Genomic DNA, 14,554 nt, shown 5'->3' with positions numbered 1-14,554 from the left:
AAAATCTTGCCTTTTTTTTGAAAATAATACTTTTCTCAGCAAAAAAATCTGTTGATAAGTTGATTTTTTATACTGTTTTAAAATTGTATTTTTACACTGCAAACCAAACCAAAATGCATGGGAAAGATTATAGCTATTGCTAATCAAAAAGGAGGCGTAGGTAAAACTACTACTTCAGTAAATTTAGCTGCATCGCTTGGGGTACTTGAAAAAAAAGTACTTTTAATTGATGCCGATCCGCAAGCTAATGCTACTTCTGGATTAGGTATTGATGTTGAAACTGTTGAAAACGGCACCTACCAATTACTTGAACATACATCTAACATCAGTGACACTATAATTGACACCAATGCGCCTAACGTTCAATTAGTCCCTGCACATATTGATTTGGTAGCTATTGAAATTGAATTGGTAGACAAAGACCAGCGCGAATACATGCTAAAAAAAGCTGTTGCCCCAATAATTGATCAGTACGATTATATTTTAATTGATTGTGCACCATCACTCGGGCTACTCACACTAAATGCTTTAACCGCTGCCAATTCTGTTGCTATACCCATACAATGTGAATATTTTGCTTTGGAAGGTTTGGGAAAATTATTGAATACGATTAAAAGTGTCCAAAAAATTCATAATAAAAACTTAGATATTGAGGGCTTATTACTCACCATGTATGATGCCCGTTTACGATTATCAAATCAAGTTGTTGAAGAGGTACAAAAACACTTTAATGAAATGGTTTTTAAAACCATCATTCAAAGAAATGTACGATTAAGTGAAGCACCTAGTTATGGTGAAAGCATTATTAATTACGATGCATCGAGCAAAGGAGCAGCTAACTATTTAAGTTTAGCTAATGAAATTATTGAAAAAAACAAATAGAATAAATAGCTATTTATGGCGAAAGCAACAAAAAAGCAAGCGCTAGGACGTGGATTATCAGCATTACTAAAAGACCCTGAAAATGATATTAAATCTGCAAGTGATAAGAATGCAGATCAAGTGGTTGGTAGTATTGTTGAGTTGGATTTGGATGCCATAGAAGTCAACCCTTTTCAACCACGAACCAGTTTTAATGAAGAGGCTTTAAATGAACTCGCTAGCTCAATTAAAGAATTAGGCCTCATACAACCCATTACTGTTCGTAAGCTTGGCTTTAACTCCTACCAATTAGTGAGTGGTGAACGCCGTTACCGTGCCAGTAAAAAATTAGGTTTAACCACCATACCAGCCTATATCCGTATTGCTGATGATAAAGATTCATTAGCCATGGCGTTGGTTGAAAATATTCAACGTCAGGATTTAGATCCTATTGAAGTAGCTTTATCCTACCAACGTTTAATTGATGAAATCAATTTAACGCAAGAACAAATGAGCGAACGCGTAGGTAAAAAACGATCCACAATAACCAATTACCTACGTTTATTAAAATTGGATCCAATAATCCAAACTGGGATTCGCGATGGGTTTTTGAGTATGGGACATGGACGTGCGCTAATCAATATCGAAGATCATGACACCCAAATTAACGCCTACGAAAAAGTAATCAGTGATTCTTTGTCAGTACGTGCAACAGAAGAACTTGTTCGTAGTCTTACTAATGGAGCAACAACAACTAATAAAAAAGCGACTCCTAAAAAGAATCCTTCATTTGTTACTGAAGCCCAAGACGAGTTTACTGATTTTTTTGGTGCAAAAATTGACATCAAAGCCAGTAGTAATGGTAAGGGAAAAATATCTATCCCATTCTCGTCAAAAGAAGATTTTAATCGTATTTTGAAGTTACTAAAGCGTGGCTAAACAAGGGCTAATATTATTATTTTTATTTCTATCAATCCATTTATTTTCACAGGAAAAAGATAGTCTTAAAATTGTTTCAGTTGATTCCGTTGCTGTAAAAAAGAATTTAAAAAAAATGGCACGAATTGAGCGCAGAGAACTGAGGCGTAAAAAAAACATTAGACCTTACGATCCTTTAGCGCCCTCAAAAGCTGCATTTTACTCCGCAGTACTCCCTGGATTAGGTCAAGCATTTACTGGAAAATACTGGAAAATCCCTATCGTGTACGGTGCCTTAGGTACTGGTGTTGGTATTGCCATTTGGAATAAAAACAGGCATGATGAGATTAGAGATATTTTTAAAGATAGACTCAGGGGAATTACTACAGACCGATTTTTTGATCAGGAAAATAATCGCGAAATTCTGAGCGAAAGTGGCCTTATTCAAGCCCAAAGACAGTTTAGAAAACAACAAGAATTATCAATTTTAATATCTGTTGGCATTTATGTATTGAATATTGTTGATGCAAATGTTACCGCTCACTTGCAACAATATAACCTTAATAAAAACTTAAGTTTTGTTCCAAAAGTTGAATTAGATACACCAACTACTCAACCAAATTACGGAATGTCACTACGCTATAATTTTTAATAACAAATGCAACATTAACGATAAACTAAAGTCATAATTAACAACTATTTCCAATTAATGAAATATATAAATTATGATAAAAAGCTACTTATTACTATTTTTATTGTTGTCATTTTCTCCCATCTTTTCTCAAGAAATCTCACAGCAACCTAAAAAATACGTCACTTTTAAGAAGCAACAACTAACACCTTATTCCCCATTAACTCCATCAAAAGCTTCTTTTTATGCTGCTATTTTACCTGGTTTAGGCCATGCCTACATAAAAAAATACTGGAAAATACCTATAATTTACACCCTTTTAGGCTCAGGTATAGGAATTACATTATGGAATTCAAAAAAATATACAGCGCTCAGAAATGAATACAAAAATAGACTTATAGGCAATCCAAATATAAATTTTAAAAACTATACAAACGCTCAGCTTATAAGAAAACAGAATCATTTTAAAAAACAAAAGGAAACAGCCATTTTAGCAACAGCTATAGCCTACGTTTTAAACATAATTGATGCTAATGTATCCGCTCACTTACAACAACATAACATAAATAATCAATTAAGCTTAGCCCCAAAAGTTAAATTTAATTCGGTAACAACCAAACCGAATTATGAAGTTAGTTTAGTATATAATTTTTAAGTCCATACTTATAAAGAAATTGTATATTCGCCTACGAATTTATTTTTGATTAAAATTAATTTAAACAATAACAAAATAATTTAGCTTCAAGCAGAAATTAAATAAAATGAAAATAGCATTACTTGGATACGGACGCATGGGGAAAGCAATTGAAAAAATTGCTTTAGAAAGAGGTCACGAAATTGTACTAAAAGTTGATGAAAATACCCCTACTTATGATGTTTCTATTGCTGATGTAGCTATTGATTTTAGTATTCCTACAGCTGCGGTAGGTAATTTAACCAACTGTTTTAATGCTGGCGTGCCTGTAGTTTCTGGCACTACTGGCTGGCTTGATAAGTACGATGAAATGACACAACTGTGTACTGAAAAAAAAGGAAGTTTTATATATGCATCCAATTTTAGTTTAGGTGTTAATTTATTTTTTGAATTAAATAAAAAAGTAGCCCAATTAATGCAACCCATGCTTGGAAATTATGGGGTTACCACAGAAGAAATTCACCATACAAAGAAATTAGATGCTCCAAGTGGTACGGCTATTACGTTAGCCGAAGGCATTATAGAAAACACAGATTTTGAGGGATGGAAACTTTATGAGGGTGATAAGAAAAATGTGACTATAACTGCCAAACGTGTTGGTGATGTTCCTGGCACACACAGCATAACTTACCATTCTGAAGTTGATGAAATTGAAATCAAACACACCGCTTACAACAGGCAAGGTTTTGCTTTAGGTGCTGTAGTCGCTTCTGAATGGCTAGTAAACAAAAAAGGGATATTTGGAATGAATGATGTTCTGGGACTGTAATAAAAATAAAATGTCCTCAAATTTGAATAACAAAACAAATCGTATTTAATACAAATACAGTTAATAAAATATAGTAATATGACACTAATTCAGTGGTTTATAGTTTTTTTAATCATACAAGTCATACATTTTTTAGGAACTTGGAAACTATATATAAAGGCAGGCTTTAAAGCTTGGGAAGCTGCTATCCCTGTATACAACGCATTTATACTCACTAAAATAATTAATAGGCACTGGTCATGGGTTATTTTACTATTTGTACCAGTTATTAACGTAATTATGCTGCCTATTTTTTGGGTTGAAACTATCCGTAGTTTTGGTAAAAATACTCCTACTGACACATTTTTAGTTGTTGCTACTTTAGGATTCTATATTTATTACGTTAATTATTTTACGGACGTTACGTACATTAAAAACAGAAGCCTAGTTCCCACAACTGCCGCTGGAGAATGGGTGAGCTCAATCCTGTTCGCTGTAGTTGCAGCTACCATTGTGCATACCTATGTAATGCAGCCTTACAATATTCCAACATCATCCTTAGAAAAAACACTACTAGTTGGTGATTTTTTATTTGTGAGCAAATTTCATTATGGCGCCAGAGCACCAATGACTGCCGTATCCTTTCCGATGGTACATGACACTATTCCAAAATTAAAAGTACGTTCATACCTTAAAAAACCTCAAATCCCTTATTTCAGGTTTCCTGGATTTACTAAAATAAAGCGTAGTGATATTGTGGTTTTTAGTTGGCCTGTAGATACCGTAACTCAATTTTTTACCAAAAATGGTATTAAGGTAGTTAAGCCCATTGATAAAAAAAGTAATTATGTAAAGCGTTGCGTAGGTACCCCAGGTGATAATTTAACCATTGTAGACGGAAAGGTGTTTATTGATGGAAAACCACTTGATTTACCTGAGAGAGCCAAACCACAGTATTCGTATACGGTTACTACTAAAAAAACAAACGAAATTGTTAACCTAAAATCATTGTATCAAAATTATGATGTTACTGATGCTATAATTAATCCAAGGGGATTAGTTTTGCCTAATGGCAATAAAATTCCTCCTACTGGAATCACTTACGAGCAAGCTAGCGCCAATGGTTTTAACAAATACAGAAATATTGGTAGCGAGTACATAGTTTCAGCGTTTACGGAAGCAGAAGCTAAAAAATATGCTGGTACTTCAAAAATAGCATCTGTAGAACGTGTAATATCTTTAAAAGGAGAAAAGGAGACTAAAATATTTCCAAACACTGGAAAAGTTGACTGGAACAAAGACCAAATGGGACCTATTTATATTCCTGAAGCTGGTAAAAAAATTAACCTTACTCCAGATAATGTCGCTTTATATAAACGAATCATTGAGGTGTACGAGGGATCTGAAATGGGTATTGACAATAGAGTGAGCCTAAATGGCAATCAAGTGCTGATCAATAATTCTCCTAGTAGTTCGTATACTTTTAAACAGGATTATTATTGGATGATGGGAGATAACCGACACAATAGTGAAGATAGTCGCTACTGGGGCTTTGTCCCAGAAAACCATATTGTTGGTAAGCCCGTATTTCTTTTTATGAGTTGGGATAAAAATGCCAAGGGAATTTTCAATAAAATCCGATGGGATCGTATTATGACTACCGTTGGTGGCGATGGCAAGTTAGTATCCTACCGCTATTTAGTTTTCGCCTTAATTTTAGGGTATATAGGGATTAGTTTCTTCTTGAAAAAGAGAAAAGAAAAAGCAGCTTAGTCAATAAAATAGTACTATTTTAATGAGTAATATACTTACACATCCTAGTTATTTTGGTTCAATTGCTCAGTATGTAGCAATTGCAAAAGCTAAAAAAGTAATCTATGAAGACTGCGATAATTACCAGAAGCAAACTTTAAGAAACAGAACTTACATATACGGTGCCAATGGGACATTACTTTTAAATTTGCCCATTTTGCATTCAGGCATCAAAGGGAAAAAGCGCTTGTATAAGGAAATTGAAATTGAACACCAGTTTAATACTTTAAAAATTCACTGGAAATCATTAGAATCCGCATACAGGACTTCTCCTTACTTTGAATTTTACGAAGATGATATAGCTCCACTTTTTGAAGAAAAACCAAAATACCTGCTTGATTTTAATTACAAATGTTCTGAATTTATTTTTGATTCCCTTCAATTAACTCCTGAAATATCTAAAACCACTTCTTTTGAACTTACTCCATCAGAAAAAACTATTGACTACAGATCACTTGTAAATCCTAAAGAAAAAGCTGTAGGCACTACTTTTAAAAAGTACATTCAAGTATTTGAAAGCAAACACGGATTTATACCCAATCTTTCTATTTTGGATTTACTTTTTAACGAAGGCCCTAATGCACTGACATACTTAGAAAATCAATCGATATAATATACTTTGGTTATATATTATTACTTGCCTCAATACTATTTGTAGTTTACTGCATCCATAAACAATCTTGAAAATCTGTAGCCATATGCATTAACAAACCTAATGCTACTACACGAGTTTTAGGAATAAAAAAAAATATAGCGTAGAATCCTATGGCATAATATGTATGAAGCGGATGAAAATTGATACTGCACCTATTGGCTTCAAAAATTTGTTCGGCAAATAAATGATCCAGATCTACTGCTATTGTAAGCACTAAAATACCCCATACCGCTTTCCAGTTCTTTCTATAAAAAAAGTAAGCAACAATACCTGGGAACAAAAAATGAAATCCATAATGCACAAAAGCCCTTAAAATCTCCATCATTTTTAGAAGCTTATTTCACTAATTACCGGAAAATGATCGGACCATCCTTTTCGTTTTACAATTTTATGAGCATGTACCACTGCCGATTCGGGAACAAAAATAAAATCAATCCGCGTTGGGAAATAACTAAAATCATAAGTAGCTCCAAAACCACTTCCTGCTGCTACAAATGTATCTTGAAAATTACTAGAATTAAATAATCTTTTATACACATAAGAAAATGCGTTATTATTAAAATCTCCTCCAATAACCACAGGAAAAGGACTTTCGGCAATGTGCGTTTTTATAATTTCAACTTGCTTTTCTTGATATTTGAACACTTGGCTGAATCGCTTTAATATGCTTTTCCCTCCCCTCTTTTGCAATTCTTCTGCCTTTTTCGAAAACTTATACGAGGACAAATGAATACTATAAAATCGAATGGTATCGTTTTTTATTTTAATATCTGCAAATGCCGCATCCCTCCCCATTTGCGTATCCTTCCATTGAATCAACCCTTGATTTGTAATCGGGTATTTGGATAAAATATAATTAGAAAGCACATTTGACTTCTTTATTTTTTTTGTTGTGTACGGGTATACTTTTTTTAATTCTCGTATTTTACTTGTATAAGTCTCCTGAACTATAAGTATATCAGGAAAACTGTCTTTATACACTTCCATAAATTCATCAATAAATACAAAATGTTCATCCGCAGAAGAAAAGTGTCTGGAATTGTATGTCATTAGTTTTATTGTATCTTCCCCTTTCTCCTGATTGGATCGGCTTGCACCAAAGTTAAAACCATACAATCGCTGTACACTTTTTGCACTGACTACCAAAAAAAGCGCCGACAATAATACTTTTTTATTCAATTGAAGTAACCAATAAAGCACAAACCCAAAATTTACAACTAATAAAGCAGGCATTAAAAGCGAACAATAATTTACAAAGTGTAGCTTGGTTGGCGGTATGTATGAAATTAATAAAACCCCTAATGATAATACAACTACAATAGAGTTCAACAAAAAAGGAATACGCTTCATGTATTTAACTAGTTTTTTCCAGCTTTGAATAAAACGTCTTTCTCTTTTTTTGAAAGACTTTCATAACCACTTTTACTTATTTTATCCAAAATAGCATCAATTTGTTGTTGCGTAGGTGTTTTACTATGAGTGGATTGATACGTTGTTGTAGCTTTTGCTTTAGTTGATGTAGCTGATCTACCCTCTTTTTTTGCTTTGTATACTGTTTTTAATCTTGTTTTTTCCTTTGGTTTAAACAAACTGACTACCCAATCCATAAAAGCTTCAACTGGCTTTCCAATGTCATTCCCTTTTTGAAGTTGCGTCATATACAAATAACCAATTAAAGCGCCACCCAAATGAGCTAAATGCCCTCCAGCATTTCCGTTAGGAATATTGATAACATCAAAAAACAGTAAAGCCACTGTAATCCACCATAGTTTGAAGGTAAAGGGTAAAAACATAAGTTTAAAGGAATAATTGGGGCTTTGAACTGTTGCCGCTACCATAACTGCATTTACTGCTGCTGATGCACCAACTAATACTGAAGAGTGTACCGTTGAAAAAGCAGGAAATAAATTATATGACAACATGTAAACTAGACCACCTACAACAATTCCAAGAAAATAAACATTTAAAAATCGACGCCCGTTATGAATATTTAAAAACACTTGTCCAAAAAAATACAAATACAACATATTAAATAAAATATGTCTGAATCCACTATGCAAAAATCCGTAGGTAATTAATGTCCAAGGCTTGTAGATATAACTAAAAATATCGTGTGGAAAAGCAAACCAATTTTTTACAAATTCCAAATTTGTATCAAAAAGAAATCCTATAGTGTTTAGTACAGGAAAAAAAACAAACACCAACACATTAATAATAATCACTTTGTACAAAACCGAGGCCTGTAAAAAATACTTTGAATATAATTCTTTAAAATTCATTAATTCCAACGTTTATCATTAAACGAATTCTTTTTCCAATACCATATAATTATAAAACCAACTATTGCTCCACCTATGTGTGCCCAGTGAGCAATATTAACTCCAGAAAACATCGATTTTCCTGTTATAGCAAAAAATAAATCTAATAAAAAATACCCTCCAATTAAATACTTAGCCTTTATCGGAAAGGGTATAAACAATATTTGTAATGGAAGGTTGGGAAATAATACTGCAAATCCAGCAAATAAGCCTGCAATAGCACCTGATGCTCCTAACATACCTCCTGGAAACTGTTCATTAATGATCATTTTTTTTATTGCCTCTTGCTCAGATATACCGTTTTGAATATAACTCTCAAAAGTCGGCAAAAAATTAATATAATCAATTAAAAGATGCAACCCTAAAGCCCCTAAGCCTGCAGAAAAATATAAAAATAAAAAATGCTGCTTCCCTAAATGATTTTCTAATATAGAACCAAACATAAATAAATTGAACATATTGAAAAATATATGTGACGGACTTCCATGCATAAACATATGCGTTACAATTTGCCAATATTTAAAATATGGATGCTTTGGAAAATACATTACAAAATATTCGTAAAAGAAATATTTAATTTCTTCTCCTAAAAATGTACTCCCTATAAAAAACACCACATTTATGATCAATAATGTTTTTACCGTATCTGTAATTCTATCCATTCTAAAACTTTTTATCTAATTCATCAACACCTAATGTAATAAATGTTGTTTTTCCATTGGGAGCTCGATTGGGTTCTTCGCAAGCAAATAATTGATTTACCATATGTTTCTGCGCTTCGTTTTCCAAAACAACTCCTGTTTTTACTGCTGCACTTTTTGCCAATGATTTTGCCATAACATCTATTTGCGAAAATCCTGTATCTGGTACTTCTTGCTCCATATCAGCAATCAATTGCTCTAAAATGATAGACACCTCACTTTCGGTAATCACCGTTGGTATCCCTTGTATTGAAACTCCTTCATCAGTAAAACCATTAAAATTAAAACCAGCGTGTTCCAAATGTTTTTCTAATGACTTTAAAAGAGCAATTTCAGTTACTGAAAATGTCAATTCCAACGGAAATAAGAGCTGTTGACTCACTGCATTTGACAAACTAATTTGTTTTCTAAATTCCTCGTACAACACGCGCTGGTGTGCCCTGTTTTGATGTACCACTACCAAGCCACTTTTAATTGTTGTTACCAAGTACTTACGTTGCAACTGATACACGGTTTGTGTTTTTTCCGCTTCTGCAGAAGCTTTATCAAATAATTGCACCGTATTAACAGCACTTTCAAATTCTAATTTAGAAGTTTCTTCACTGGGTGCATCTGTAACTTTTGTATTTAAGCCTGAGTAAAGTGCCTGCCAATCATCTGTTTTTTTTGCTTTAAAATTGGAAACAAAAGTAGTAGTGTTGTTTTTAATCTTTTTATTACTGTAATCGATCAAATTGGGAGTTTCTTTTTTAAATTCAGTCGCAAAAGGATTAAAGTCCCTATCTACTTCAATTTTTGGGGTACTGATTGGTCTTTTAGCCTGCTCATATGGTAAATCCATACTCGCATCGCGTTGAAAATCCAAAACTGGAGCAATATTAAATTGGCCCAAGCTATGCTTAACTGTTGCTCGGATAATGGCGTATAGTGCCTGCTCATTATCAAATTTTACCTCCGTTTTTGTAGGGTGAATATTGATATCTATTGATTTAGGATCTACTGCTAAATACAAATAATAACTAGGATAACTTTTATCCTTAAGCAACCCTTCAAAAGCTGAAGTAACAGCATGATGCAAATAAGGGCTTTTTACAAAACGATCATTAACAAAAAAGAATTGCTCGCCCCTAGTTTTTTTAGCATGGCCTGGCTTACCCACAAAACCTGTTACGTTTACTAATTCAGTTTCTTCAGTAACAGGGACTAATTTTTCGTTTGTTTTACCACCAAAAATATGTACTAGCCGTTGCCTTTTATTAGAAACTGGTAAATTCAATACTTCACTTCCGTTAGAATAAAATTCAAAATGCACATTGCAATGCACCATAGCTACACGATGAAATTCGTCAATAATATGGCGTAATTCAACGCCATTCGATTTTAAAAAATTTCTCCGTGCAGGAACATTATAAAATAAATTTTTAACCCAAATAGCTGTTCCTTTAGGTGTGGCGCATGGTTCCTGAAAAATTACTTCACTGCCTTCTATTTTAATATGAGTGCCTAAATCCTGATTTTCTTGTTTTGTTTTTTGTTCCACATGTGCAATAGCCGCTATTGACGCTAAAGCTTCCCCTCTAAAACCTTTGGTAGCAAGTGCAAATAAGTCATCCGCAGTTTTAATTTTTGATGTTGCATGTCGTTCAAACGACAAACGCGCATCCGTAACACTCATTCCTTTGCCGTTATCCACCACCTGAATTAGTGTTTTTCCTGCTTCTTTTATAATTAAACTAACATGAGTTGCTCCTGCATCAATAGAATTTTCCAGCAATTCCTTAACTACTGATGCTGGCCGTTGGACAACCTCACCCGCAGCAATTTGATTCGCTACGTGATCAGGCAAAAGTTGAATAATATCTGACATTAGCGCTTAAAAAAAATAGATAGATCAAAATCTATAATAAATAAAAAAAGTAAGAGTAAAATAATACAAATGTACAGCACTCTTTTATTAGCACTACTTCTTGGATTACTACGATATTCATCCCAAGCCGATGAAAACTTTCCTTTTAAACTTTTTGGCGTTTCAATGGTAGATCGGTAACTATCAAATTTATGACTCAATTCAAAGGGACTCCCCTCTTTTTCACTTTTGTAATAGCGTGGAGTATAACTAAATTTTTTATTTTTCCGCCTTGTTAACAGTCCCATAAGTATAATTTTTCAAGAATTATAGCCATTTTAACACAGCATATAATTACAATTTTAAGATAAAATTGTTCAAAAACCGAGCCAGATCGTATTGTATTTTAACAATTTCAAAGTTACTTAAAACCGATTGGATACAAATAATAAATGCCTTAAAAATTAAGGCATTTATCACATGATTCGGTTTAAAAATTACACACTTATTAAAAATGAATTACTTTTGTTCGGCTTCTTCCAAAGCTTCTTTCTTCATTTTTTCATTTGCAACAATTCCTAATTCTACTCTACGGTTTTTGCTTCTCCCTTCAGGGGTACTGTTATCGTATTTCGGCATAGTTTCACCAAACCATTGTACTGAAAAACGCATTGGATCCAAGCCATGCGTTTTTAAATAATTTGCTACTGATTCCGCTCTATTTTTCGATAATTGCAAATTGTAAGCTTCAGCTCCACTGCTATCGGTATGACCAGTAATTGAGATGTTTGTGTCGGGATAATCCCCCAATATTTTTTGCAATCTTTTTAACGTTTCCTCCGATTTTGAATTAATAGCTGACTTTCCTGTATCAAAATAGATTCCACTTTCTTCATCAAAAACAACATTAATGCTTTCACCTACACGCTCTACTTCAGCTCCTGGCAGCTCCTCTTCAATACGTTCAGCTTGTTTATCCATTTTTCTACCAATAATGCCTCCGGCAACACCACCAACAACCCCTCCTAAAACTGCGCCAAGTTCTGAATTACCTCCTTTTCCAACGTTATTTCCTAAAATACCGCCAATTACTGCTCCACCCACTGCTCCAATTCCTGCACCTTTTTGTGTATTATTAGCATTCTGTACGGTTTTACAGCTAGTTACTAAACTAACAGCTAAAAGTGCAATTACTATATTATTTAAATTCTTTTTCATCCTATTCATTTTAAAAATTCATTTCGCATTATCTCTATGTAAAATTAAATTTTCTTGTTAAAATGCATTTACTCTTTCTGTATAGTTGTGAACTCAATTAATAATCTTCAAAATGAACCGCTATAGACTAAAAGTTCCATAGCTTCGGTTATGACTAAAAGTCATTACTTTTTAAACATCAGTTTTTTTCAATTAGCTATTAGCAGTATTTTAAAACCAACAGCTAATTACTAATTACCAATAGCTCTTGTAATATTTTTAAAAGCTAAAAGCGAAATGCATTAAAGACGCGTAGTTTTAACTAAACCTAAGACCAATAAAATATTCATATTAATAAAAAAATAATTGGCGATACAGATGTTTAAAACTAACAAACTTGAGGATTAGTAAGTATTATTTTGCAACTGGTTCAAAAACCATAGTATTTTTTAAAAACTCAATTATAAAATTTAGCTAACACATGCTTATCTTTTTTAAATCAAAAAAATTGGCTCTTTAAATTGCCAAAAAAAGGCAGTTATAAATGGATAAGACAACGTCTTTTGTTCTATAAAAATTTGTAAGGGTGTTCACAAAAAAACTCAAGCAGACATTCATCTTGAAAAAGAAATAATAGTAATTTAGCTATCATATAATTTATAGGTAGCATGAATACAATCCCAAGCTTAGATTTGTCATTATTTTTATCTGATGATACAGCAACAAAGCATCAATTTGTTGTTGATTTAGGCAACGCCTTTGAAGAAATTGGTTTTATTTCACTTAAAAATCATTTTTTATCTGAGGCATTAACCACCGAACTTCATAAGGAGATTAAGGCCTTTTTTGACTTGCCAAAAAGTATTAAAGAGAACTACGAAATTTCTGAATTACACGGACAACGCGGTTACACTTCCTTTGGCAAAGAACAAGCCGTAGGACAAAAAAAAGGAGATTTAAAAGAATTTTGGCATTTTGGGCAAGAACCCCAAGTTGGACTTGAATATACCAAAGATTACCATAAAAACATTCAGGTAACTGAACTCCCTAATTTTAATAAAGTAGGTATGGAGGCTTTTAAAATGCTTGAAAAAACAGGGCAGTACTTATTAAAAGCAATTGCATTATACTTGAAGCTTCCTGAAAATTATTTTGACCAATGGAGCACCAATGGAAATAGTATTTTACGTCCTATTCATTACCCGCCGATAACGGAAGCTCCTGAAGATGCCGTTAGGGCCGGTGCGCATGGCGATATTAATTTGATAACCTTACTAATGGGTGCCTCCACTGGCGGTTTACAGGTATTAAATAAACAAAAAAAGTGGATTGATGCTGCTCCGCACGAAAATGAATTGGTAATAAATGTTGGAGATATGTTGGAACGGTTAACAAATAACAAACTCAGATCAACGATACATAGGGTGATTAATCCTCCAAAAGAAAGTTGGCATGAGCCACGTTATTCTATTCCGTTTTTTATGCACCCTCGTTTAGACATGCCTTTAAACTGTTTGGAACAATGCATTACTGAGCAACAGCCCAAAGCTTATGAAGACATTTTAGCCGGTGATTTTTTATACGAACGCCTGGTTGCAATTGGATTGATAAATTAGTTGATGGTTGATGGTTGATGGTTGATGGTTGATGGTTGATGGTTGATGGTAAAATAAATTATTTTATTTTTTTACTCAAAAAATAAAATAATTTTCAAATAAAATTTAATCATACTCTTAACTTTGTTTTATTCAAAAAACAACTAACAACTAACAACTAACAACCGACAACCCAAAACCCAAAACCCACAACTAAAAAAATATGGCAAAAAAGAAAAAATTAGGATTGGAAGATTTAGGAGGTTTTGTGTTTTCAACTAATGATGATTTTGACTTTCAAACCGATGAAACATATAAAGAGTTAGCACCAAATGAGCAACATCTGGAGGCGCATTTTAGCAACAAAGGACGTGGAGGCAAAACAGTAACTGTTGTAAAAGGTTTTGTCGGAAGTGATGATGATTTGAAAGCACTTGCAAAAATACTGAAAAAAAAATGTGGTGTAGGTGGCGCTGTTAAGGAGGGGGAAATTATAATTCAAGGAAACTATCGCGATAAAATTATGGAAATTCTAAAAAAGGAAAACTATAACGTCAAGCGTGTTGGAGGCTAATGTT

The 14,554-nt window shown here is 33.2% G+C and carries 16 protein-coding genes; 9 read left to right on the top strand and 7 right to left on the bottom strand.

The window, feature by feature from the left end:
- Positions 1–117: 117 nt before the first annotated feature.
- The 7 genes from GMC_RS0101185 to GMC_RS0101155 all read left to right on the top strand — a co-directional run bounded on the left by GMC_RS0101185 (position 118) and on the right by GMC_RS0101155 (position 6,277).
- Positions 118–882 (top strand): ParA family protein, encoded by a 765-nt coding sequence (locus GMC_RS0101185; RefSeq protein ID WP_010520412.1) that lies wholly within the window; start codon positions 118–120, stop codon positions 880–882.
- 15 nt (positions 883–897) lie between these two features.
- Entirely contained in the window at positions 898–1,800 is a 903-nt protein-coding gene (locus GMC_RS0101180) for a ParB/RepB/Spo0J family partition protein (RefSeq protein WP_010520411.1), read from the top strand.
- A gap of 115 nt (positions 1,801–1,915) precedes the next feature.
- Positions 1,916–2,431: a DUF5683 domain-containing protein gene (locus GMC_RS0101175; protein ID WP_238527892.1), complete on the top strand. Its 516-nt coding sequence runs from the start codon at positions 1,916–1,918 to the stop codon at positions 2,429–2,431.
- Between the two features lie 73 nt (positions 2,432–2,504).
- Positions 2,505–3,065 carry a DUF5683 domain-containing protein gene (locus GMC_RS0101170; RefSeq protein ID WP_010520409.1) on the top strand — a complete coding sequence of 187 codons (561 nt, stop codon included), beginning with the start codon at positions 2,505–2,507 and terminating at the stop codon, positions 3,063–3,065.
- A 106-nt stretch (positions 3,066–3,171) separates the two neighbouring features.
- A complete protein-coding gene (gene dapB / locus GMC_RS0101165) occupies positions 3,172–3,873 on the top strand; it encodes a 4-hydroxy-tetrahydrodipicolinate reductase (RefSeq protein ID WP_010520408.1) in 702 nt (233 codons plus the stop codon).
- Positions 3,874–3,951: 78 nt separating this feature from the next.
- A complete protein-coding gene (gene lepB, locus GMC_RS0101160; RefSeq protein WP_010520407.1) occupies positions 3,952–5,625 on the top strand; it encodes a signal peptidase I in 1,674 nt (557 codons plus the stop codon).
- Positions 5,626–5,647: 22 nt separating this feature from the next.
- Entirely contained in the window at positions 5,648–6,277 is a 630-nt protein-coding gene (locus tag GMC_RS0101155) for a WbqC family protein (protein ID WP_010520406.1), read from the top strand.
- Between the two features lie 46 nt (positions 6,278–6,323).
- Here GMC_RS0101155 and GMC_RS0101150 read toward each other — a convergent pair whose 3' ends face one another.
- From GMC_RS0101150 to GMC_RS0101120, 7 genes are all read right to left on the bottom strand, one after another.
- Positions 6,324–6,644 carry a DUF6122 family protein gene (locus GMC_RS0101150; protein WP_029489534.1) on the bottom strand — a complete coding sequence of 107 codons (321 nt, stop codon included), beginning with the start codon at positions 6,642–6,644 and terminating at the stop codon, positions 6,324–6,326.
- A gap of 2 nt (positions 6,645–6,646) precedes the next feature.
- The gene (locus tag GMC_RS0101145) at positions 6,647–7,669 is read right to left on the bottom strand and encodes an endonuclease/exonuclease/phosphatase family protein (protein ID WP_010520404.1); all 1,023 of its coding nucleotides are present in this window, start codon (positions 7,667–7,669) and stop codon (positions 6,647–6,649) included.
- An 8-nt stretch (positions 7,670–7,677) separates the two neighbouring features.
- The gene (locus GMC_RS0101140; protein ID WP_010520403.1) at positions 7,678–8,598 is read right to left on the bottom strand and encodes a rhomboid family intramembrane serine protease; all 921 of its coding nucleotides are present in this window, start codon (positions 8,596–8,598) and stop codon (positions 7,678–7,680) included.
- The gene (locus GMC_RS0101135) at positions 8,598–9,299 is read right to left on the bottom strand and encodes a rhomboid family intramembrane serine protease (RefSeq protein WP_010520402.1); all 702 of its coding nucleotides are present in this window, start codon (positions 9,297–9,299) and stop codon (positions 8,598–8,600) included. Before GMC_RS0101135 ends, GMC_RS0101140 begins: the two co-directional genes overlap by 1 nt.
- Position 9,300: 1 nt before the next feature.
- A complete protein-coding gene (gene mutL, locus GMC_RS0101130) occupies positions 9,301–11,205 on the bottom strand; it encodes a DNA mismatch repair endonuclease MutL (RefSeq protein WP_010520401.1) in 1,905 nt (634 codons plus the stop codon).
- On the bottom strand, positions 11,205–11,492 hold the full coding sequence (locus GMC_RS0101125; RefSeq protein ID WP_010520400.1) for a hypothetical protein: 288 nt from the start codon (positions 11,490–11,492) through the stop codon (positions 11,205–11,207). Before GMC_RS0101125 ends, mutL begins: the two co-directional genes overlap by 1 nt.
- A 211-nt stretch (positions 11,493–11,703) precedes the next feature.
- Complete coding sequence (locus GMC_RS0101120; protein WP_010520399.1) at positions 11,704–12,402, bottom strand: YiaD family glycine zipper/OmpA-like lipoprotein; 699 nt, start codon at positions 12,400–12,402, stop codon at positions 11,704–11,706.
- 647 nt (positions 12,403–13,049) lie between these two features.
- On the opposite strand from GMC_RS0101120, the gene GMC_RS0101115 reads away from it, so the two are divergent.
- Both GMC_RS0101115 and GMC_RS0101110 read left to right on the top strand, forming a co-directional pair.
- Positions 13,050–13,997, top strand: a complete 948-nt coding sequence (locus GMC_RS0101115; protein ID WP_010520398.1) for an isopenicillin N synthase family dioxygenase — start codon at positions 13,050–13,052, stop codon at positions 13,995–13,997.
- Between the two features lie 202 nt (positions 13,998–14,199).
- Positions 14,200–14,550 (top strand): translation initiation factor, encoded by a 351-nt coding sequence (locus GMC_RS0101110; protein WP_010520397.1) that lies wholly within the window; start codon positions 14,200–14,202, stop codon positions 14,548–14,550.
- Positions 14,551–14,554: the final 4 nt, after the last annotated feature.

The organism is Aquimarina agarivorans, assembly GCF_000218485.1.
Lineage (GTDB): Bacteria > Bacteroidota > Bacteroidia > Flavobacteriales > Flavobacteriaceae > Aquimarina > Aquimarina agarivorans.
This window is presented reverse-complemented; position numbering and strand designations above follow the sequence as displayed.